The organism is Streptomyces sp. CNT360 (genome assembly GCF_000424785.1).
Genome location: NZ_AUKO01000003.1, coordinates 314,902 through 335,878 on the forward strand (window position 1 = coordinate 314,902; position 20,977 = coordinate 335,878).

Below are 20,977 nucleotides of genomic sequence, written 5' to 3' on the forward strand. Positions count from 1 at the left end.
CCCTCCCGTCTTGGGTGTCCACCCGGACACCCGGCGGCGCAGGCGTAGGTTGAGGCGCACGGCGTACCACGGCGTACAGCGGATCACCGACCCCACGACGGAGCGCACCCATGACCCAGGCAGGCCAGGCAGCAGAGCGCGGCGAGACGATTCTGGAGGTCTTCGACGCCGCCTTCGGCGACCTCCTCGCCGCCGACCCCGCGGCCTTCCAGACGAAGTTCCGCAAGATGGCCGCCTCCGCGTTCGCCTTCTACCGGGGCACGGCCTGCCTCTTCTACCACGACCTGACCGCGTCCGGCGGCCCGTACGCAACCGGCCCGCAGGCCCGCGGGACCGTCCCCGACTCCCGCGCCTTCCCCGACTTCCTCGACGAGCGCACCAGCCGGGTGTGGATACACGGCGACCTGCACGCGGAGAACTTCGGCACCTACATGAACGCCCAGGGCCGCCTGCTGTTCAACGTCAACGACTTCGACGAGGCGTACGTGGGCCCCTTCACCTGGGACCTCAAGCGGTTCGCGGCCTCGGTCGCGCTGCTGGGCTACAGCAAGGCGCTCAGCGACGAGCAGATCACCTCGCTGGTGCGGACCTACGCCGACGCCTACCGCGACCGCATCCGCGCCCTGCTCGCCGGCTCCTCCGAGAGCGAGCCGCCCGCCCTCACGCTGGACACGGCACGCGGCCCCGTGCTGGGCGCACTGCGGGCCGCCCGCGCCAACACCCGGTTCGGGCTGCTGGGCACCATGACCGAGATCCGCGGCTGGGAGCGCCGCTTCACCGCGGGCGGCGGCTCCATCGCGCTGGACGAGGCGACCCGCGGGACCGTCCTGGAGGCGTTCGAGGGGTACCTGGAGACGCTGCCCCGCCACGAGGGCCGCGAGCGGCACGGCGCGCACCGGGTCAAGGACGTGGTGGGGCGGCGGGGCATCGGTATCGGCAGCGCGGGCCTGCCCTCGTACAACATCCTGCTGGAGGGCCACAGCGACGCGCTGGAGAACGACCTGGTCATCTACATGAAGCAGGCGCAGACCCCGGCGGTCTCGCGGCACATCACCGACCAGGCGGTGCGCGACTACTTCCGGCACGAGGGCCACCGCACGGTGATCTCGCAGCGCGCCCTCCAGGCACACGCCGACCCGTGGCTCGGCTGGACCGAGCTGGACGGGACGGGCCAGTTGGTGGCCGAGGTCTCGCCGTACGCGGTGGATCTGGACTGGTCGGAGCTGTCGGACCCGGAGGAGATCGCCCAGGTCACCGCCGACCTCGCCCGGGCGACGGCCACGATGCACGCGGCGGCCGACGAGGCGGAGAGCGGGCACAGCCTGGTGCCGTTCTCCACCGAACAGGCCATCGACGAGGCGATCGCGGCGGACGAGGAGGGGTTCCGGGAGATGCTCGTGGACTTCGCGCACAGCTACGGCGCCACGGCCCGCCGCGACCACCAGATCTTCGTCGACCTCTTCCGCAACGGCCGGATCAGCGGCGTCTGAGCCGCCGCCTTCGCGACCGGAGCCGAAAGCCCCGGGACGTTGCGGACAGCCGTCGACGTCCCGGGCCCCTGGCGGGCCGTCGGCAGCGGAGTTGCGCACCTTTAGGGACCGCTTACGCTTCCCCGTGGCACACTCGGTCACCATGGGAGCGGTAGGCATACGGGCAGCACGGGCGGGGCTCTTCACAGCCCTGTGCGTGACGCTGTCCTGCGGCGCCCATGTGCTGCTGTCCGGCTCCCCCGTTCCGCTGGTCCCCCTGCTGACGGTGTGCGCGCCCGTCTTCGCCCTGGCCTTCGCGTTCGCCGGGCGGGAGCGCGGTTTCGGGCGGATCGCCGCGCTGCTGGTCCCGCTGGAGCTGGCGGCCGACACCGTCTTCACCACCGGACAGCACGCCTGTTACGGGCAGGCCGGCGGCCCGGTGACGGGACCGCTGCGCTCCGTGGGCGTGGACCTGCTGTGCGGCGGCGGCAACGTCGGTACGCCGCTGGCGCGGATGGCCGTGCGCGGCACCGACACCGGCGCCTACCCGCTGGGCGTGCACGGCATCCCAGGCCCGGCCCTGCCCTGGCTGCTGCTGGCCGCGCACGTGTGCGTGGGCCTGCTGGCCGCGCTGTGGCTGCGGCGCGGTGAGGCCGCCCTCGCCCGGCTGCTGCGCGCGGTTGCGGCCACCGCCTTCCGCCCGCTGCGGTACGCCGTGGCCGTCTGCCACACCGCCGCCGGCGGCACCGGCCCGGTCCGGCCGCCCCGTCGGCGTGCTGCCTCCGCTCCCCGCGCGCTACCCCTGCTGACGCACTCCGTGCACCGTCGCGGCCCGCCCGCGCTCACCGCCGCCCCGGCGGCCTGAGCACGGCCGGATTTCACGCGCGTACGGAACGACGGAGAAGAGACACACAGTCATGAGCAAGCGCAACAGCCCCGAAGCCAAGCGTGCGGCCCGCGAGCGGCTGCGGGTCGAACGGGAGAAGCAGGCCAAGAAGGAGCGCACGCGGCGGCAGTTGCTCGTCGCCCTCACGGTGGTCGGGGTGCTGGTCGTGGTGGCCGGTATCGGCATCGGCATCGCCAAGCTGAACTCCAAGGACTCCGACGACGACGGCATGGCCGTCACCACCGCCGGCGCCAAGGCCGACAAGACCATCGACGTCTACGAGGATCTGCGGTGTCCGGCGTGCGCCAGCCTCGAACAGGCCGCAGGCGACCAGCTCCAGAAGGGAGCCGACCAGGGCAAGTACAAGCTGCGCGTCCACCTCGGCGCGATCATCGACGACAACATGCACGGCTCCGGCTCCCGGAACGCCGCCCGTGCGCTGGGGGCGGCCAAGGCCGTGAGCACCGACGCCTTCACCCAGTACAAGCGCGAGCTCTACTCGAAGAAGTGGCACCCCGAGGAGCAGGACGACAAGTTCGCCGACAACAAGTACCTGCTGAAGGTCTCGGACGCGGTCCCGGCCCTGAAGGACAACAAGAAGTTCGAGAAGGCGGTCACGTCCAAGAAGTACTCGAAGTGGGCCAAGGACATGATCGCCAGCTTCAACGGCGCCGAGGTCACGAGCACCCCCACCATCAAGATCGACGGTGAGCAGGTGCAGCCGCAGGACCTGCCGGGCAAGCTCAAGGACATGGGCGTGGACCTGAAGTCGGGCGCCAAGGACGAGAAGAAGTAACCCGCAAGGCCCCCGCGGCAGGTTCGCGGGGGCGCTCGCGCATCGGCGACGGGGGCGGGCCGCACACCCGGTGCGGCCCGCCCCCGTCGCCGTTGCTCACCGGTGGCCGCAGCCCGTGAGGCAGCCGTGCGCCCCGGACGGGTGCGCGCGGTCGCGGGTGCGCCGCGCCGGGAGACCGGTCAGGAGAGCGTCTCCAGAAAGCCCAGGGCGGTCCGCCAGGTGGCCTCCGTCGCCTCGGCGTCGTAGTCGTCCAGCAGCTTGTGCGTGTAGAGGTGGCCGGCGCCCGGGTAGCGGTGGACCTCGACATCGGCACCGGCCCGCTGCATGCGCAGGTACCAGGCGGTCAGCCAGTCGTGCGGTTCGAAGGCGTCCGGGTCGCCGACGTGGAGCTGGACGGGGAGCTCGTCCACGTGAGCGTCCTCGGGGATGTCGGAGGTGCCGGAGAACAGCAGGAGGCCGCGCGTCCGCTCGTCGGCCAGGGCGAGCGTCTGCGCGAGCGAACCGCCCAGGGAGAACCCCGCGTACACCAGCCCCTTCTCCGAGTGCGGTGCCGTGGCGGCGACGGCCCGCCGCAGCAACGCGTCATGGTCGGGGCTGTCCTCCTGCTCACGCATCCGCATCCCCTCCTCGACCGAGGCGGCCGTCCGCCCCTCGAACAGGTCGGGGGTGATCACCTCGTGCCCCGCCGCGCGGATCCGGTCGGCCGCCGCGTGCACGTCCGCGGTGAGACCGCACACGGAGTGGAAGAGGACGATCGATACGGGTGCCACGTGATGTCACTTCCTTCACAAAGAGCCCCGGTGCACTCCCTGGAGCCGGTTGCTCCACATGGTGCCAGGTACGGTCGTCGGTGGCCCCTGGACGGCCGTACACACACGGCTGTCGCCCCCGGCGTGAAGTCCGCGGGGTCCCCTAGGAGAAAGGCGACCATGGAGAACGTGCTGAGGCCCGTCATCGTCTTCGGTGGCGCCGTCGTGCTCTCGTACGTGCTCGCCTGGGCCGTCGACCGCCTGCTGATACACCTCGACACCCGGCACCCCGAGACACCCATGTGGGGGTTGCTGCGCAGTGGCCGGGTGCCGTTCCAGGCAGTGATCTTCGTCGCGCTGGTGAGCGGCTTCTTCGACGCCACCCACCTGGCCAAGGACCACAGAGAGGGCGTCGACCTGTGGTTGACGATCATCCTGATCGCCGCCTCGGCCTGGCTCATCCTGCGGATCGTCGCCGCGATAACCGAGACGATCGCCGCCCGGTACGCCGGGGCCACGCACGACCCGGCGCGCGGCCGGCGGGTGCGCACCCAGCTCACGCTGATCCGGCGGCTGATCACCGCGGTGGTGACGGTGATCGCGGTGGCCGCGGTGCTGCTCCAGTTCCCCGGCATGAAGACGTTCGGGACCTCGATGCTGGCCTCGGCCGGTGTGCTGGGCATCGTCGCCGGTGTCGCCGCCCAGTCCACGCTGGGCAACCTGTTCGCCGGGCTGTCGATCGCCTTCGGCGACATGGTGCGGATCGGGGACGAGGTCGTGGTCGACGGCGAGATGGGGACGGTCGAGGAGATCACCGTCTCCTACCTGGTGATCCTCACCTGGGACGAGCGCCGCATCACCATGCCCGTCTCCTACTTCACCAGCAAGCCGTTCGAGAACTGGTCGCGCGGCGGCCCGCAGATGACCGGCACCGTCTACCTCCAGCTCGACCACGCGGCGCCCGTCACCGAACTGCGGGCCAGGGCGGAGGAGCTGATCCGTGCCAGCGACGAGTGGGACGGCCGGAGCTGGAGCCTGGTCGTCACCGACACCACGCCCTCCACGATCGAGGTGCGGGTGGCCGTGACCGCGCGGTCCTCGGGCGACCTGTGGACGCTGCGCTGCTCGGTCCGTGAGGACCTGCTGGCATGGATGCGCGACAAGCACCCGCAGGCCCTGCCCGGGATCAGGCTCACCGAGCAGCAGCCGGAGAAGGCGCTGTAGCCGCCCCGCACGGCGCGTACGGAGCCCGGTTCCCCGTGGGGGGCCGGGCTCCGCGTCCATCAGGGGCCGTCACAGGCGGCGGGCCTGGGAGAGCGCCCACGGGGGGGGGCGTCACACGCCGCGGAAGCTGCGCAGGTCGAGCTGGTGCAGGATCCGGTCCACCACTTCGGGGTCCACGCCGGCCTCGCCCCGGGCGGCGATCACCTCGTGGCGGGCGGCCGAGAGCAGCTCGCCCTGGAGCCGCCGCATCTTCTGCAGCCGGGCCACGCGCTTGCGGTGGGCGGCCCGGCGCTCGTCGTCCACGATGTCCGGCGAGATGCGCGCGCCCATGTCCCACACGCGCCGCGCCAGCGCCTCGGAGACCTCCTCGGGCAGGTCCTCGACCTCCTCGATCTCCCGCAGGCGCCTGCGGGCCGCCTTGGAGACCCGCAGCGCGAGCTGCCGCTCCACCTCGTGCTCGGCGGCGCTGTCGGCCTGCACGTTCAACCGCCTGACCAGCCAGGGCAGGGTCAGCCCCTGGAAGACGAGGGTGACCAGGACCACGGCGAAGGCGATGAAGATGATGCCCTCGCGGCCCGGGAAGGCCCCGCCTCCGGCGTCCGGCTCCAGGCTCAGCGGGACGGCCAGCGCCAGCGCGACGGAGGCCACCCCGCGCATCCCGGACCACCACACGACGACGGTTTCACGCCAGTTGCGGGGGATGTCCTCGTCCAGGTCCTTGTGCTTGTGCAGCCGCTGGGCCAGCCACGCGGTGGGCAGCAGCCACAGCAGCCGCAGGACGACGACGACGCCGACGACGGCTCCCGCCGCGGGCAGCAGTTGCCGCCACTCGTCCTGGACGGTGCCGAAGATGGTGTGCAGCTCCAGCCCAATCAGTCCGAAGGCGACGCCGGTGACCAGGGTGTCCACGATCTGCCAGAACGTCTGCCCGGCCAGCCGGCCCTGCACGTCGTCCGCGTCGACGGCGTGCCCGGAGGCCAGGTAGAGCGCCGTCGTCAGCACGGCCAGCACCCCCGACCCCATCAGTTCCTCGGCAAGCACGTAGGAGGCGAAGGGCACCAGCAGCGTCAGCCCGGTCTGCAGCGTGGCGTCACCGAGATAGCTCATGAGCTTGTTGGCGACCCAGCCCAGCCCCAGCCCGACGGCGACGGCGACCACTCCGGAGAGCACGAGCTCACCGGCGGCGACGGGCAGCGAGAAGGAGCCGGTCACGGCGGCCGCGATGGCGACGTGGTAGAGGGTGATCGCCGTCACGTCGTTGAAGAGGCCCTCGCCCTCCAGTGCGGAGACGAGCCGGCGCGGCAGGCCCACGTTGCCGGCGACGGCGGTGGCGGCGACCGGGTCGGGCGGGGCGACCAGCGCGCCGAGCGCGACGGCGCCCGCGATGCCGAGTCCGGGCACAAGGGCGTTGGCGACGGCGGCGACCGCGGCGGTGGTCACGAACACCAGCGCGACCGCCATCAGAAAGATCGGTCTCTTGTTCGCCGCGAACTGGCGCCAGGAGGTGCGCTGCGCCGCCGCGTAGATCAGTGGCGGCAGCACCAGCGGCAGGATGTACTCGGGCGGCAGCGAGACGTTCGGGATGGAGGGGATGACCGCCAGCACCCCGCCGAAGATCGTCATCAGCACCGGCGAGGGCAGGTTGAGCTTGTCCCCCAGCGGGACCATGACGACGGCGGCGAGCAGCAGGGCGAAGAAGAGGGCGAGCTGGTCCATGGATCAGGAACTCTCCGCCCGCACACGGTCCAGCGCTGCCTTGAGATCCACCGGGTAGTCACTCGCGTACTGGACCCGGCGGCCGTCGCCCGGATGTTCGAAACCCAGGCTGACGGCGTGCAGCCACTGCCGCTCCAGCCGCAGCCGCTTGGCCAGCGTCGGATCGGCCCCGTAGGTGAGGTCGCCGACGCACGGATGACGGTGCGCGGACATGTGCACCCGGATCTGGTGGGTACGGCCCGTCTCCAGCTTGATGTCCAGCAGGCTGGCGGCGCGGAACGCCTCGATGAGGTCGTAGTGGGTGACCGAGGGCTTGCCGTCGGAGGTGACCGCCCACTTGTAGTCGTGCTGCGGGTGGCGGCCGATGGGCGCGTCGACGGTGCCGCTGAGCGGGTCGGGGTGCCCCTGGACGAGCGCGTGGTAGCGCTTGTCGACGGTGCGCTCCTTGAACTGGCGCTTGAGCAGCGTGTAGGCCCGCTCCGACTTGGCGACGACCATCAGCCCCGAGGTGCCCACGTCCAGCCGGTGCACGATCCCCTGGCGCTCGGCGGCGCCCGAGGTGGCGATGGTGTACCCGGCGGCGGCCAGCCCGCCGATGACGGTCGGCCCGCTCCAGCCGGGGCTCGGATGCGCGGCGACGCCGACCGGTTTGACGATCACCACGATGTCGTCGTCGTCGTGCACGATCTCCATGCCCTCGACGGGCTCGGCGACCACCTGCACCGGCTGCGGCTGCCCGGGCATCTCGACCTCCAGCCACACCCCGCCCTGCACCCGGTCCGACTTGCCCGCCGGAGCCCCGTCCAGCAGCACCTTCCCGCCCGCGGCCAGCTCCGCCGCCTTGGTCCGGGAGAAGCCGAACATCCTGGCGAGCGCGGCATCGACGCGTTCGCCCTCCAGGCCGTCGGGTACGGGCAGGGTGCGGGTCTCAGGAAGCGTGCTCACCTGATCGAGTATGCCGGACGCACCCGTACGGCCCGCACGGCCGCACCCGACTCCCCTCACCCGCGCGGCCCACCCGGGGGTGCGGCCCCCCGCCAGCCGACCGACGGTGTGACTACGCCTCGGGGCCGGCGAGCGACTGCGGAGGGATGTGCCGATGACGCCGCGCAGGACCCGTCCGACCACACCGCGCAGCACCGGGCCGGCCAGGCCGCGCACGCGCGCACGGCACTCCGCACCGGCCCTGGCCACCGCCCTGGCCACCGCCTGCCTGACCCTGTCCCCGGTGCCGGCGGCGGCTGCCCCGGGCATCGCGGGACCGTGCGCGATAGAGGCCGGCAGCGGCACGGACGAGGGCCCGCTCGGCGGCGGCTACGTGCACCCGCAGGGACACAAGCGGGCACTGATGCTGATGGTCGACTTCAGCGACCACCCCGCCACCACCCCGCCCGCCCGGCGCGCCCGCTTCTTCTCCGGCTACGGCGACCGTTTCCTGGACCGGGCCTCCTTCGGGAAGTACCGCCTCCAGGTCACCCCCAGCGCCGACTGGATACGCATGCCGCGGCCGTGGTCCTCCTACGGGATCACCCGCGGCATCCCCACCCACCGGATGCGCGGCTACGTCCAGGACGCTCTGGAGGCCGCCCGGAGCCAGGGCACGGAGGTGGACGACGCCGACCTGGTCTTCGTCGTCGCCGACAGCAACGTGCCCGCCCCGCCCACCGTCTCGCAGGCCCACACCTTCGACGGGCTGGCGGCGGGCGGCACCCGGGTGCACGGGGCCGCACTCATCTTCGGCCGGAGATCCGACTCGGCCCTGTGGCAGCGCGGCAACTTCGTCCACGAGGCCAACCACCTCTACGGGCTGCCCGACCTCTACAACGTGGCCCGGAACGCCTCGGTCGAGTACGCCGGCGGCTGGGACACGATGAGCATGGCGGGGATCTCCGATCTGCTCGGCTGGCACAAGTGGAAGTTCGGCTGGCTCGACCGCTCCCGCGTCAACTGCGTCACCTCCCCCGGCACCACCGAGCACGCCCTCTCCCCCGTCAGCAGCCAGGACGCGGGCATCGCGGTGATCCGCACCGGCAGCCACAGCGCCATCGTCGCCGAGACCCGCACCCGCGCAGGCCTGGACCGGGACATCTGCGCGGAGGGCGTGCTCCTCTACACCGTCGACTCCCGCACGCCCACCGGCGAGGGGCCCGTCCGGATCGTCGACTCCCGCCCCCGCAGCGGCGGCGGCGAGGCCTGCACCGACCAACTGCCCGCGGAACTGGCGGAGATGTCGGACGCTCCCTTCACCCCTGGCGAGAGCCACACCTTCCGCGGCGGCATACGCATAGCGGTCACCGGGGCCACGGACGACGGCTACCGGATACGGGTCCACGTACCCGACCGGACCCGCTGAGGCCGGCAGCGGCCTCCCAGGGGCCCGCCGGTACGGCCCGGAGCCGCCCGGTCAGTCCCGGTGGACGGTGCCGTCCGGGTCCAGGCCGCGGAAGGAGAGCAGCACGATCAGGATGCCGCCGCACACGATGGCCGAGTCGGCGAGGTTGAAGACCGCGAAGTGCTTGGGCGCGATGAAGTCGACGACGGCCCCTTGAAAGACCCCCGGGGTGCGGAAGATGCGGTCCACCAGGTTGCCGCAGGCGCCACCCAGCAGGAGCCCCAGCGCGATGGCCCACGGGGTGCTGTAGAGCTTGCGGGCGATCCGGGCGATCACCACGACGACCGCCACCGCGATGGCGGTCAGCACGATCGTCAGTGCCTCGCCGATGCCCCAGGCGGCTCCGGGGTTGCGGATGACGTTGAGCTGGAGCCAGGAGCCGAGCACCTCGACCGGCGCGTGGCCCTCCAGGGCGGCCACCACGACGAGCTTGCTGACCAGGTCCAGCACGAGGGCGAACGCCGCCACCGACAACAGCACCGGGACCCGGCGCCGTCCCCGGTCGGGCGCGGGGGCCTCTCCCTCCGCGGGCTGTGGTTCGTCACTCTCGGCCACACCCGCCGCGCCGTCGTCGGGGCTCTCGCCGGTCCGGTCCACCTCAGTCACGCCTTGAGGGTACGGCACGCACCTGCGACGCGGGTCACCGGCGGTCAGCGGCGCTCCTGCTTCTGCTTGCACTCCACGCACAGCATCGCCCGGGGGAACGCCTGCATCCGGGCCTTCCCGATCGGCCTGCCGCAGTTCTCGCACAGCCCGTAGGTGCCGGCATCCAGCCGCTCCAGTGCCTGCTCGGTCTGGTAGAGCATCTCGCGGGCGTTGGCGGCCAGCGCCATCTCGTGCTCGCGGGTGATGTTCTTGGTCCCGGTGTCGGCGTCGTCGTCGCCCGCGCCGTTGCCGGAGTCGCGCAGCAGACCGCTGAGCGCCTCGTCGGAGGAGGCCAGCTCCTCCTTGAGCCGCACCACCTCCTCCCGCAGCCCGGAGCGCGCCTCCTCGACCTCTTCGGGGGACCAGGGGTCCTCGTCCGGGCGGACCGGCAGTTCGCCGGAGGCCACGGGGCCCGTCGCGTTGCGCGCCGAGGGCACCGCCTCGGCCTGTGCCGCCGCCGGAGTCTTCTTCGCAGCCACCGTCCCTGCTCCCGTCGTCTTCTGCGCGGTCTGCCCGGCGGACGCCTCCTCGGCGCCCTCCTGCCGGTCCGCGGCCGCGTCGGCCGCTGTCTGGTCCGCCGCGGCCTCGGGTGCCGCGGTCTGTTCCCCCGCGGCCGTCCGCGCCGCGGCCCTTCTCGCCGGAGCCTTCTTCGCCGGTGCCTTCTTCGCCGACGCCTTCTTGGCTCCCGCCTTCTTAGCCGTCTTCTTGGCGGCCCGCTTCCCGGCCGGTGCCTCCTCACCGGAAACCTGTTCGGCAGCCGCGGCCTCGCCGGTGGCCTTCTTCGCCCCCGTCTTCTTCGCCGCCTTCTTCGCGGCGTTCTCCTCCGCCACCATGACCGCGGCCCCTTCAGATTTTGTGATCTTGCTCGCGAAACGTGACCGGAACGATAAATCGACTACAAGCACACGGCAACGGGGCACGCCGGTCTGCATCCGTTGTGCCCCGCCCGGCCGCTCGAAAACCGCTCCGCCGCCCCGCGTGACTCCCCGTACACTGGGGGACGGCGAGAGGCGATGAAGGGGACGAGTAGCGCCCGTAGGCAGCCCAGAGCGATCCGGGGACGGTGGGAGCCCGGAGGCGAGCGCGGCGTGAAGATCACCCCGGAGCCGCCGGAAGAAAGCCCCACGCTCGGCCGCACGGCCGCGTGGGGGGCGAGTAGAACCGGCAGCGCTGTCCCAATGAGGGGGCGGAGGGCCGTCGGACGGCCCGTCGCCAAGGAGGGTGGTACCGCGGGTCCGCAGCCGCACCGGCAGGCGAGCTCGTCCCTCCGACGGTAGTGAAGGCGCACCCCGCCTTCTGGATGTCCGCCGGAGGAAGAAGACCCGACGATGCAGTACAACCAGGTGCCCGCCCAGGTCGACCTGCCCGCGCTGGAACGCGCCGTGCTCGACTTCTGGCGTGAGAGCAAGGTGTTCGCGCGCAGCCTCGAGATGTCCGAGGGCCGCCCCGAGTGGGTCTTCTACGAGGGCCCGCCGACGGCGAACGGCATGCCCGGCGCGCACCACATCGAGGCCCGCGTCTTCAAGGACGTCTTCCCCCGCTTCCGCACCATGCGCGGCTACCACGTGGCCCGCAAGGCCGGCTGGGACTGCCACGGGCTGCCCGTCGAGCTGGCCGTGGAGAAGGAGCTGGGCTTCAACGGCAAGCAGGACATCGAGAACTACGGCATCGCCGCGTTCAACGCCAGGTGCCGCGAGTCGGTCACCCGGCACACCGACGCCTTCGCCGAGCTGACGACCCGGATGGGCTACTGGGTCGACATGGACGACGCCTACCGCACGATGAACCCCGAGTACATCGAGTCGGTGTGGTGGTCGCTCAAGCAGATCTTCGCCAAGGGCCTGCTGGTGCAGGACCACCGCGTCGCCCCCTGGTGTCCGCGCTGCGGCACGGGCCTGTCCGACCACGAGCTGGCGCAGGGCTACGAGACGGTCGTGGACCCCTCCGTCTACGTCCTCATGCCGCTGACCTCCGGCCCGCTGGCCGGCGAGGCCTCGCTGATGGTGTGGACGACGACCCCGTGGACGCTGGTGTCCAACCTGGCGGTCGCCACCCACCCGGACGTCACCTACGTCGTGGCCTCCGACGGCACCGACAAGATCCTCGTCGCCGAGCCGCTGCTGGACTCCGCGCTGGGCGAGGGCTGGCACATCACCGGCGAGCGCTACACCGGGCGCGAGATGAACGGCTGGCGCTACCGGCGCCCGTTCGACCTGGTGGACATCCCCGATGCGCACTTCGTCGTCAACGACACCTACGTCAGCACCGAGGACGGCACCGGCATGGTGCACCTGGCGCCCTTCGGTGAGGACGACTTCCGGGTCGCGCGGGCCAACGGCATCGAGCCGGTCGTGCCCGTCCGCGCCGACGGCACCTTCGACCCGGAGCTGGACCTGGTCGGCGGCCAGTTCTTCAAGAAGGCCGACGAGGCGCTGGTCGCGGACATGGATGCGCGCGGCATCCTGTTCCGCCACGTCGCCTACGAGCACAGCTACCCCCACTGCTGGCGCTGCCACACGGCCCTCATCTACTACCCCCAGCCGTCCTGGTACATCCGCACGACCCAGATCAAGGAAGCCCTCCTGCGGGAGAACGAGGCGACCAACTGGTACCCCGACGCGGTCAAGCACGGCCGCTTCGGCGACTGGCTGGACAACAACGTGGACTGGGCGCTCTCCCGCAACCGCTACTGGGGCACCCCGCTGCCGGTCTGGCGCTGCGAGGAGGGCCACTTCACCTGCGTCGGTTCACTGGCCGAGCTGAGCGAGCTGTCGGGCACCGACCAGTCGGGGCTCGACCCGCACCGCCCCTTCATCGACGAGGCCACCTTCGCCTGCCCCACCGAGGGCTGCGGCCGGCAGGCCACCCGCGTGCCGGAGGTCATCGACGCCTGGTACGACTCCGGCTCGATGCCCTTCGCCCAGTGGGGATACCCGTACAAGAACAAGGAGCTGTTCGAGAAGCGCTACCCGGCGCAGTTCATCTCGGAGGCCATCGACCAGACCCGCGGCTGGTTCTACACGCTGATGGCCGTCGGCACCCTCGTGTTCGACAAGTCGTCCTACGAGAACGTCGTCTGCCTCGGCCACATCCTCGCCGAGGACGGCCGCAAGATGTCCAAGCACCTGGGCAACATCCTCGAGCCCATCCCGCTCATGGACCAGCACGGCGCCGACGCGGTGCGCTGGTTCATGGCCGCCGGCGGCTCCCCCTGGGCCGCCCGCCGGGTCGGCCACGGCACCATCCAGGAGGTCGTCCGCAAGACGCTGCTGACCTACTGGAACACCGTCGCCTTCCAGGCCCTGTACGCGCGCACCACCGGCTGGGCCCCCTCCGAGACCGACCCGGCCCCGGATCAGCGTCCGCTGCTGGACCGCTGGCTGCTCAGCGAGTTGCACGCCCTGGTCGACCAGGTGACGCTCGCCATGGACGGCTACGACACCCAGCGCGCCGGCAAGCTGCTGTCCACCTTCGTCGACGACCTGTCCAACTGGTACGTACGCCGCTCCCGCCGCCGCTTCTGGCAGGGCGACCCGGCCGCGCTGCGCACCCTGCACGAGGTCGTGGAGACGGTCACCCAGCTGATGGCGCCGATCACCCCGTTCATCACCGAACGGGTGTGGCAGGACCTGATCGTCCCCGTCACGCCCGGCGCGCCCGACTCGGTGCACCTGTCGGCCTGGCCGCAGGCCGACCTGACCCGCATCGACCCGGAGCTGTCCCAGGACATGCTGCTGGTCCGCCGACTGGTCGAGCTGGGCCGCGCCTCGCGCGCCGAGTCCGGCGTCAAGACCCGCCAGCCGCTCTCCCGCGCCCTCATCGCCGCGCAGGGGTTCGAGACGCTGTCGCCGGAGATGCGCAACCAGATCACCGAGGAGCTCAACGTCGAGGAGCTGGCCTCCCTCTCGGAGGTCGGCGGCTCCCTCGTCGACACCAGCGCCAAGGCCAACTTCCGTGCGCTGGGCCGCCGCTTCGGCAAGGACACCCAGACCGTCGCCCAGGCCATCGCCGCGGCGGACGCCGCCGCCCTGTCGGTGGCGCTGCGGGAGGGCACCGCCACGGTCGAGGTGGCGGGTGAGACCGTCGCGCTGAGCCCGGACGAGGTCATCATCACCGAGACCCCCCGTGAGGGCTGGTCCGTGGCCTCCGACACGGGCGCCACCGTCGCACTCGACCTGGAGATCTCGCCGGAGCTGCGGCGCACGGGGCTGGCCCGGGACGCCATCCGGCTCATCCAGGAGGCCCGCAAGAACTCCGGGCTCGACGTGGCCGACCGCATCGAACTGCGGTGGCAGTCCGCCGACGAGGACGTCTCCCGGGCCCTGGCCGAGCACACCTTCCTCATCGCGGAGGAGGTCCTGGCGAACGAGTTCGCCCAGGGCGACCCCACGGAGCTGGAGGGGCCCACCTTCGAGGACGAGGCCCTGTCTCTCGCCTTCCGCCTCCGCAAGGCGTAAGCGGCTCACCGCTGTTCCTCTCCCCGGGCCCCCGGGGAGAGCAACAGGGGACGGAAACGGCCCGGGCCCGAGAGCGAGGTGCTCTCGGGCCCGGGCCGTTTCGCCAGGTGCTCAGCGCGTCAGTTGTCGTCCTCGTCGATGAGGAAGCCCCGCATCGGCGAGGGAGCCTGCGCGGGCTGGGGGCCGCCCTGCGGGCGGACCGGCGCCATCGGCTGCGTCATCGCGGGCGACATCTGCTGCTGACCGCCGTACGACTGACCGGCACCGCCCTGGGTGTGGGGTGAACCGCCACCCGGGCCACCGTGGCCGCCCATGGAGTGCCCGTTGGCACCCATCGGCTGGTGGCCGCCGGCACCCGCGGGGGCACCGGCACCGGCCGGTGCCATGGAGGGCGACGGCGCGGGCAGCGATGCGGCCGCAGGCGTCCGCGGGGGCGCCAGCGAGTCGTCGGCCTGGTTCTCCAACTGACGCAGCTGGCTCTCCAGGTACGACTTCAGCCGCGTGCGGTACTCGCGCTCGAAGCCGCGCAGATCCTCGACCTTGCGCTCCAGCGTGGCGCGCGCGGACTCCAGCGAGCCCATCGCCACGCGGTGCTTCTCCTGCGCGTCCCGCTCCAGCGCGTCGGCCTTGGCCCGTGCGTCCCGCTCCAGCCCCTCGGCGCGGCTGCGCGCCTCGCCGACGATCTTGTTGGCCTCGGAACGGGCCTCCGCGATCGCCTGGTCGGCGGTCTGCTGCGCCAGCGACAGCACACGCGCGGCGCTGTCGTTGTTCTGGCCGGGCAGCTGCGGGCCGCCCTGCGGGCCTCCGGGTCCCATCGGTCCGCCCGGTCCGCCCTGCTGCGGGCCGGGGCCACCGGGACCCATCGGGCCACCCTGCGGACCCGGGCCGCCGGGACCGCCCGGGCCACCGGGGCCGCCAGGGCCTGCGGGGAGCTGCGCCTGGCCGCCGGGAAGCTGCGGCGGACCGCCCATGCCCTGCTGCTGGGGCGGGACGGGCTGCGGTCCGGATATGGCGGCGGGCACAGGCGCCCCGCCTTGCTGCTGCTGCCTGTCCTGGGGTTCAGGGGGCTTTCGCATACCGCCCTGTTGCTGGTTCTGCGCCGCCGCGCGTGTGGCGGCTGCCAGCTTGGCGCGCAGGTCCTCGTTCTCACGCAGCAGTCGGGTCAGTTCGGCTTCGACCTCATCGAGGAAGGCATCGACCTCGTCCTCGTCATAGCCTTCCCGCAGACGGACGGTCGTGAACTGCTTGTTCCGCACGTCCTCGGGGCTCAGGGGCATTTCTTCACCTCAACGTAAGTCGTCGGCATACCGGCAAGACCATTCGCTCGTTCACACCCAACCCAAGACGGTGATCAGGGTGTAGACGATGATCATGAGCACGAAGAAGGACAGGTCGAGCGCCACGCCCCCGAAGCGCAGCGGTGGAATGAACCGCCGCAGAAGCTTGAGTGGCGGATCGGTGACAGTGTAGGTGGCCTCCAGAACGACCACCATCGCCTTGCCGGGTTGCCATGAGCGGGCGAACTGGAAGACGTAGTCCATCACCAGCCGGAAGATCAACACGAGCAGGAAGACCCACAGCACGATTTGGACCACGTCCAAAGCGGTTCTCATCTGCGCGTCCCTCTCCCCTGGGGGTGCTTCGTGCGGCCTTGCCGGCCCGTTCTGGATTCTGCCTTGTCTCAGCTCTGGTTGAAGAACCCGCCCTCCGCGATGCGGGCCTTGTCCTCCGCCGTGACATCGACGTTAGCAGGAGACAGCAGGAACACCTTCTGCGTCACTCGCTCGATACTGCCGTGCAGACCGAAGACCAGACCGGCGGCAAAGTCGACAAGTCGCTTCGCGTCGGTGTCGTCCATCTCCGTCAGATTCATGATCACCGGAGTGCCCTCACGGAAGTGTTCCCCGATGGTACGGGCTTCGTTGTAGGTCCGGGGATGCAACGTGGTGATCCGGTACGGCTCTCGTTCGGACACGACCTTGGGCATGATCACCGGGGCACTCTTCTCGACGTTCTGACGTTCAGGTGTGATGGATGACACCGGGGCGATTCTCCCCGCTCGTCCACTTTCGGCCGCAACTGCCGCAGTTGGCTCCTGCTCCCGCTCCCGTTGCGCCGGGGGGTGAACGACCCGTACCGGTTCGTCCGGTTCGGTCTTCTGGAGGGAATGATGTGACTCTTCCGACTCGTACCGTCGACGGTCCCGTTCGGGTTCGGGCTCGGGCTCGAACTCGTCGTCGGGGTCGAACCCCCGGCCGTCGTACCCATCGTCCTCCACGAGGCCGAGGTAGACCGCCATCTTGCGCATCGCGCCGGCCATTCTCTGCGTCCTCCGCTCTGTGGTGGATCGACTCCATCGACGCGGCCCCCGTCACCGGTGGCCCTGAAATGATCCACGCAGTCTCTCCGACCGGCCTTTTCCGGCGGAAATGACCATATATTCTGCTGTGGCCCAACTCGCTTGGTGACGTTACCGGAGCGGGGGGCGCTGACCGAGTACCGCGCTCCCGACGCGCACATGTGTCGCCCCGGCCAGCACGGCCTCGTCCAGGTCCGCACTCATCCCTGCCGAAACCATCGTCGCAGCAGGGTGCGCCGCCCGCAGGCCCGTTGAGATTTCCCGCAACTGCTCGAAGGCCTCCAGCGGGCGGCCGGCCAGCGGACCGGTCAACGGGGCGACGGTCATCACTCCGTCGAGCCGCAGTCCTTGGGCCGCCGCCACCGCGTCCGCGAGTTCCGTCACACCATCGGGTGCCACGCCGCCCCGTTCGCCGACCGAGCCCGACTCCGCGTCGAGGGCGACCTGCACAAGGCATCCGATCTCGCGTTCCGCGCGCACCGCCGCGTTCGCGAGGGCGGTGACCAGCCGGACGCGGTCGACCGAGTGCACGCGGTCGGCATAACCCGCCACCGAGCGGGCCTTGTTCGTCTGGAGCTGACCGACGAAGTGCCAGCTCAGGTCGGCGTCCGCACATGCGGCGGCCTTGGGCGCCGCCTCCTGGTCACGGTTCTCCGCCACGTCACGGACCCCCAACTCGGCCAGCAGGCGGACGTCCGAGGCGGGGTAGGTCTTGGTGACGACGACGAGAGTGACGTCACCACGCGCGCGCCCCGCCGTGGCGCAGGCCCGCTCGATGCGCTCCTCCACCCGGGCGAGGTTGGCGGCCAGCCCGGCCTTGCGCGCCTCCCCGGCCGCCCCCGAGGACATGGGGGACATCTCTGCCGTCACTGCTCAGCTCGCCTCGATCCAGACATAACTCGCAAGCCGCCCCGTCTTCTTGTCCCGCCGATACGAGAAGTGATCACCCGATTCCAGGGTGCAGACGGACGACTGTTCCCATCTTGTGACACCCGCTCGGGCGAGCTGGGCCCGCACTCCGGCGGCCATGTCCACGGCGGGCGTCCCCCACCGGGTCGTCGCGTGCGCCTCCGGAACGGCGGCCGCGACCTCGGCGCGCATCTCCTCGGGCACCTCGTAGCAGCGGCCGCACACCGCGGGACCGCTGCGCGCGAGGATGCGCTCCGGTGCGGCGCCGAGTTCGACCATCGCCGCGACCGTCGCCTGGGCCACACCGGCCAGCACCCCGGGCCGCCCCGCATGCGCCGCGCCCGCCACCCCGGCGACCGGGTCGGCCAGCAGCACCGGAGTGCAGTCGGCGGTGAGCACCGCGAGCGCGAGCCCCCGGCGCGCCGTCACCACCCCGTCGAGCGGAGGCGCGTCCGCACCGAACGGTGCGTCGACGGCCGCGACGTCGCGCCCGTGCACCTGATGCATCCAGACCACCTCGTCGGGCGACAGCCCGAGCGCCCGCGCGGTCCGCTCCCGGTTGGCCCGTACCGCATGCGGGTCGTCGCCGACCGCACCGCCGAGATTCAGCTCCTCATACGGAGCGGCGCTCACCCCGCCCCACCTGTCGGTGAAGGCGAAGTGCGCGCCGCTGACCGTTTCGTGCCCGGCTATCACGTCAGTCCCGCATCACTTCAAGAAGTCCGGCACGTCCAGCTCTTCGGCCTGGCTGTCGTGGTACGGACGGGCCGGCGGCACCTGCGGGGTGGTGGGCGGAGGCGGCGGCACCTCACCCACCGGCGACGGCTCCCGGCGCGGGGGAATGTCCTCGTCATCACGCTGGGTCACCGACCCGAGCCCGGCGAAGGTGGGACGCTCCTGTTCGGCGTCGCTGCCCGACGGCGCCGAGGAGGCGCTCTCGTCCTTGTACCCGGACGAGGACGCGGAACCGCTCGACGAACCGAGCGCCTTCTCCCCCTTCTTGGAGGGCGGCTGCCCGCCGTCGAACCCGGCGGCGATGACGGTGACCCGCACCTCGTCGCCGAGCGCGTCGTCGATGACGGCACCGAAGATGATGTTCGCCTCGGGGTGGGCGGCCTCGCTCACCAACTGGGCGGCCTCGTTGATCTCGAACAGGCCCAGGTCCGAGCCGCCCGAGATGGACAGCAGCACTCCGCGGGCCCCGTCGATGGAGGCTTCCAGCAGCGGGGAGGAGATCGCCATCTCCGCCGCGGCCACCGCACGGTCGTCCCCGCGTGCCGAGCCGATCCCCATCAGTGCCGACCCGGCCTCGGACATCACCGACTTCACATCGGCGAAGTCGAGGTTGATGAGGCCCGGGGTGGTGATGAGGTCCGTGATGCCCTGGACACCCGAGAGCAGCACCTGGTCCGCCGACTTGAACGCGTCCAGCACGCTGACCTGACGGTCCGAGATGGACAGCAGCCGGTCGTTGGGAATGACGATCAGGGTGTCGACCTCGTCGCGCAGCCCCGCGATGCCGTCCTCCGCCTGGTTGGCCCGGCGGCGGCCCTCGAAGGTGAACGGGCGGGTGACCACGCCGATGGTCAGAGCCCCCAGCGAGCGGGCGATGTTCGCCACGACGGGGGCGCCACCGGTGCCGGTGCCGCCGCCCTCGCCCGCGGTCACGAAGACCATGTCGGCCCCCTTGAGGACCTCCTCGATCTCCTCGCGGTGGTCCTCGGCCGCCTTGCGGCCCACGTCCGGGTTGGCGCCGGCGCCGAGGCCGCGGGTCAGCTCACGACCCACATCGAGCTTGACGTCGGCGTCGCTCATCAACAGGGCTTGCGCGTCAGTGTTGATCGCGATGAACTCGACGCCCTTGAGACCGACCTCGATCATCCGGTTGATGGCATTCACGCCACCGCCGCCAATACCGACGACCTTGATGACTGCGAGGTAGTTCTGCGGTGCTGCCACGTCGAAGGCCTCTCGCCTCGAGTTACGTATCCCTGTGGGGCGGTCCGAACGCCGACCCGAACCCTAAGTGTGAAGTTTAGGGTTACCAGTGCCTGTCCTACTTGGACTCTTCGCAACGGACACTAAGTCGACAAGTGCTGGGTGTTCAACGAACACGCCGAACCTCCCGTTTTTCTTTTCACCCTATGTGATCAGGCCTTGCGGTAGCCATCCAGGGTGCTCACCAGCGGCTACGTCAGTCAACTGACACGGTCGCCGACCGGTGTGTGGTTCAGACTGATCATGCGGGGCGCCGTCGGTCAACCGACGTGGCCACGTAAGGGCCGAGACCAGCCGTTCGCCGACCCCGGCTGGCGGTACGGAGGTTGTGGCACCCCGTCTCGACCGGTCCCCGCGGGGGCGGCTAACTGTCCGACGCGGCCGGGGCGCTGGGGGCGGTGACGTCGAAGTGGGTGGCGTCTTCGGCGGCTTTCAGCAGAGCGGTCAGCGCGGTCGCCTTCGCTTTGCCGCGTTCGGCGCTTCCCCATCGCACGGTACGGTCGCCGGTCAGTTCCACGGTGATGTCGTCGTATGAACGGACCCGCACAAGACGGGTGGCGCGGTGGACATCCGGGGGAAGTGAAGCGGCCACCCGTGCGGCCTGCTGCCGGAGCCGTGTCGCGGAGAAGTACCGCTCGGAGGCGCGCTTCCGGGGTTCCAGCACGAGAAGCGGAACTCCTTTCGGCTGCTTGCCCACTGTGGCGAATCGCACCCCTCGCGCGTCCACTTCGACGTACTTCCCCGCGCTCTCCGCCGCGAGTGCGGGCCGCCTTTCGGTCACGGTGAGGGAGATGCCGTGCGGCCAGGAACGCTCGGCCACGACGTCACGTACCCGCGGCAGCGCGGCACGTACGCGGTGCTGTACCGCGCTCTTGTCGACGCCGACGAGCGGATCGCCGAGGGGTACCGCGGCAGCGCGGGTGACGTCCGCGTGGCTCAGCACCCGGGTGCCGGTGACCGAGACGTTCTCGACCCGCAGCCACGGCGAGCCGTAGAGCACCCAACTGCCGAACCCGACGAGCGTCATGGCGAGCGCGAGAACGAGGAGGAGTGCGCGACGGCGCGGCAGGTGCGCGCGCAAGCCCTCGCGCCGGGAGCCCGGCTCGTCCCCGCCGCCCCCACCCGTGGGCCCGCGCCCAAAACCTGATCCGGAACCAGAACCGGAGGGTCCGGAGCCGGGGCGCATCCGGCCTCCCGGCGCGGGGCGGACGGCTTCTTGTCCGGAGCGGCCGGTGCCGTACTGCGGGCGGCTGCGAGGCGGGGCCGCTCCGGAGCCCACAACGCCACCTCTCCTGCCCCCTCGGACGGTTCCCTCCTCGGCCACCGCCCTCCCACCCGGACCGCCACGGGCACCACCGGCCCTACCGGCGCCCCTGG

The 20,977-nt window shown here is 71.3% G+C and carries 18 protein-coding genes; 6 read left to right on the forward strand and 12 right to left on the reverse strand.

The window, feature by feature from the left end:
* The first annotated feature begins 110 nt into the window (after window positions 1–110).
* The 3 genes from H297_RS0108775 to H297_RS0108785 all read left to right on the forward strand — a co-directional run bounded on the left by H297_RS0108775 (window position 111) and on the right by H297_RS0108785 (window position 3,151).
* Window positions 111–1,490, forward strand: coding sequence for a DUF2252 domain-containing protein (locus H297_RS0108775; RefSeq protein WP_027736728.1), 1,380 nt, complete (start codon window positions 111–113; stop codon window positions 1,488–1,490).
* A gap of 142 nt (window positions 1,491–1,632) precedes the next feature.
* Complete coding sequence (locus tag H297_RS0108780) at window positions 1,633–2,334, forward strand: hypothetical protein (protein ID WP_027736729.1); 702 nt, start codon at window positions 1,633–1,635, stop codon at window positions 2,332–2,334.
* 52 nt (window positions 2,335–2,386) lie between these two features.
* Entirely contained in the window at window positions 2,387–3,151 is a 765-nt protein-coding gene (locus H297_RS0108785; RefSeq protein WP_027736730.1) for a thioredoxin domain-containing protein, read from the forward strand.
* Window positions 3,152–3,330: 179 nt separating this feature from the next.
* Here the strand turns inward: H297_RS0108785 and H297_RS0108790 are convergent, their stop codons facing one another.
* Complete coding sequence (locus H297_RS0108790) at window positions 3,331–3,921, reverse strand: dienelactone hydrolase family protein (protein ID WP_027736731.1); 591 nt, start codon at window positions 3,919–3,921, stop codon at window positions 3,331–3,333.
* A gap of 159 nt (window positions 3,922–4,080) precedes the next feature.
* Between H297_RS0108790 and H297_RS0108795 the strand changes: the two genes are divergently transcribed.
* Window positions 4,081–5,124, forward strand: coding sequence for a mechanosensitive ion channel family protein (locus H297_RS0108795; RefSeq protein ID WP_027736732.1), 1,044 nt, complete (start codon window positions 4,081–4,083; stop codon window positions 5,122–5,124).
* Between the two features lie 111 nt (window positions 5,125–5,235).
* On the opposite strand, the gene H297_RS0108800 is transcribed toward H297_RS0108795, so the two are convergent.
* Together H297_RS0108800 and H297_RS0108805 are read right to left on the reverse strand one after the other, a co-directional pair.
* The gene (locus H297_RS0108800) at window positions 5,236–6,840 is read right to left on the reverse strand and encodes a Na+/H+ antiporter (protein WP_027736733.1); all 1,605 of its coding nucleotides are present in this window, start codon (window positions 6,838–6,840) and stop codon (window positions 5,236–5,238) included.
* 3 nt (window positions 6,841–6,843) lie between these two features.
* Window positions 6,844–7,785 carry an RluA family pseudouridine synthase gene (locus H297_RS0108805; protein ID WP_027736734.1) on the reverse strand — a complete coding sequence of 314 codons (942 nt, stop codon included), beginning with the start codon at window positions 7,783–7,785 and terminating at the stop codon, window positions 6,844–6,846.
* A 154-nt stretch (window positions 7,786–7,939) separates the two neighbouring features.
* Between H297_RS0108805 and H297_RS0108810 the strand changes: the two genes are divergently transcribed.
* Window positions 7,940–9,193 (forward strand): metallopeptidase domain-containing protein, encoded by a 1,254-nt coding sequence (locus tag H297_RS0108810; RefSeq protein WP_027736735.1) that lies wholly within the window; start codon window positions 7,940–7,942, stop codon window positions 9,191–9,193.
* Between the two features lie 51 nt (window positions 9,194–9,244).
* Here H297_RS0108810 and lspA read toward each other — a convergent pair whose 3' ends face one another.
* Together lspA and H297_RS0108820 are read right to left on the reverse strand one after the other, a co-directional pair.
* Window positions 9,245–9,838: a signal peptidase II gene (lspA, locus tag H297_RS0108815; RefSeq protein ID WP_027736736.1), complete on the reverse strand. Its 594-nt coding sequence runs from the start codon at window positions 9,836–9,838 to the stop codon at window positions 9,245–9,247.
* A gap of 44 nt (window positions 9,839–9,882) precedes the next feature.
* Complete coding sequence (locus tag H297_RS0108820) at window positions 9,883–10,710, reverse strand: TraR/DksA family transcriptional regulator (protein WP_027736737.1); 828 nt, start codon at window positions 10,708–10,710, stop codon at window positions 9,883–9,885.
* A gap of 495 nt (window positions 10,711–11,205) precedes the next feature.
* Between H297_RS0108820 and ileS the strand changes: the two genes are divergently transcribed.
* Window positions 11,206–14,334: an isoleucine--tRNA ligase gene (gene ileS, locus H297_RS0108825; protein ID WP_027736738.1), complete on the forward strand. Its 3,129-nt coding sequence runs from the start codon at window positions 11,206–11,208 to the stop codon at window positions 14,332–14,334.
* Window positions 14,335–14,453: 119 nt separating this feature from the next.
* Here ileS and H297_RS0108830 read toward each other — a convergent pair whose 3' ends face one another.
* The 7 genes from H297_RS0108830 to H297_RS0108860 all read right to left on the reverse strand — a co-directional run bounded on the left by H297_RS0108830 (window position 14,454) and on the right by H297_RS0108860 (window position 20,786).
* Window positions 14,454–15,611 carry a DivIVA domain-containing protein gene (locus H297_RS0108830; protein WP_027736739.1) on the reverse strand — a complete coding sequence of 386 codons (1,158 nt, stop codon included), beginning with the start codon at window positions 15,609–15,611 and terminating at the stop codon, window positions 14,454–14,456.
* Between the two features lie 51 nt (window positions 15,612–15,662).
* On the reverse strand, window positions 15,663–15,947 hold the full coding sequence (locus H297_RS0108835) for a YggT family protein (RefSeq protein WP_027736740.1): 285 nt from the start codon (window positions 15,945–15,947) through the stop codon (window positions 15,663–15,665).
* Between the two features lie 68 nt (window positions 15,948–16,015).
* The gene (locus H297_RS0108840) at window positions 16,016–16,654 is read right to left on the reverse strand and encodes a cell division protein SepF (RefSeq protein WP_027736741.1); all 639 of its coding nucleotides are present in this window, start codon (window positions 16,652–16,654) and stop codon (window positions 16,016–16,018) included.
* Window positions 16,655–16,804: 150 nt separating this feature from the next.
* On the reverse strand, window positions 16,805–17,551 hold the full coding sequence (locus H297_RS0108845) for a YggS family pyridoxal phosphate-dependent enzyme (RefSeq protein ID WP_037793377.1): 747 nt from the start codon (window positions 17,549–17,551) through the stop codon (window positions 16,805–16,807).
* A 15-nt stretch (window positions 17,552–17,566) separates the two neighbouring features.
* On the reverse strand, window positions 17,567–18,298 hold the full coding sequence (gene pgeF, locus H297_RS0108850; protein ID WP_027736743.1) for a peptidoglycan editing factor PgeF: 732 nt from the start codon (window positions 18,296–18,298) through the stop codon (window positions 17,567–17,569).
* Between the two features lie 12 nt (window positions 18,299–18,310).
* Window positions 18,311–19,561, reverse strand: coding sequence for a cell division protein FtsZ (ftsZ, locus tag H297_RS0108855; RefSeq protein WP_027736744.1), 1,251 nt, complete (start codon window positions 19,559–19,561; stop codon window positions 18,311–18,313).
* 403 nt (window positions 19,562–19,964) lie between these two features.
* Entirely contained in the window at window positions 19,965–20,786 is an 822-nt protein-coding gene (locus H297_RS0108860) for a cell division protein FtsQ/DivIB (protein ID WP_027736745.1), read from the reverse strand.
* Between the last annotated feature and the right edge of the window lie 191 nt (window positions 20,787–20,977).

Bases quoted from the DNA above. Each gene is read 5' to 3' on its own strand.
- H297_RS0108775 (WP_027736728.1), top strand. From the start codon at position 111: ATGACCCAGGCAGGCCAGGCAGCAGAGCGCGGCGAGACGATTCTGGAG.
- H297_RS0108780 (WP_027736729.1), top strand. From the start codon at position 1,633: ATGGGAGCGGTAGGCATACGGGCAGCACGGGCGGGGCTCTTCACAGCC.
- H297_RS0108785 (WP_027736730.1), top strand. From the start codon at position 2,387: ATGAGCAAGCGCAACAGCCCCGAAGCCAAGCGTGCGGCCCGCGAGCGG.
- H297_RS0108795 (WP_027736732.1), top strand. From the start codon at position 4,081: ATGGAGAACGTGCTGAGGCCCGTCATCGTCTTCGGTGGCGCCGTCGTG.
- H297_RS0108800 (WP_027736733.1), bottom strand. From the start codon at position 6,840: ATGGACCAGCTCGCCCTCTTCTTCGCCCTGCTGCTCGCCGCCGTCGTC.
- H297_RS0108810 (WP_027736735.1), top strand. From the start codon at position 7,940: ATGACGCCGCGCAGGACCCGTCCGACCACACCGCGCAGCACCGGGCCG.
- H297_RS0108820 (WP_027736737.1), bottom strand. From the start codon at position 10,710: ATGGTGGCGGAGGAGAACGCCGCGAAGAAGGCGGCGAAGAAGACGGGG.
- ileS (WP_027736738.1), top strand. From the start codon at position 11,206: ATGCAGTACAACCAGGTGCCCGCCCAGGTCGACCTGCCCGCGCTGGAA.
- H297_RS0108830 (WP_027736739.1), bottom strand. From the start codon at position 15,611: ATGCCCCTGAGCCCCGAGGACGTGCGGAACAAGCAGTTCACGACCGTC.
- H297_RS0108835 (WP_027736740.1), bottom strand. From the start codon at position 15,947: ATGAGAACCGCTTTGGACGTGGTCCAAATCGTGCTGTGGGTCTTCCTG.
- H297_RS0108840 (WP_027736741.1), bottom strand. From the start codon at position 16,654: ATGGCCGGCGCGATGCGCAAGATGGCGGTCTACCTCGGCCTCGTGGAG.
- H297_RS0108845 (WP_037793377.1), bottom strand. From the start codon at position 17,551: ATGTCCCCCATGTCCTCGGGGGCGGCCGGGGAGGCGCGCAAGGCCGGG.
- H297_RS0108860 (WP_027736745.1), bottom strand. From the start codon at position 20,786: ATGCGCCCCGGCTCCGGACCCTCCGGTTCTGGTTCCGGATCAGGTTTT.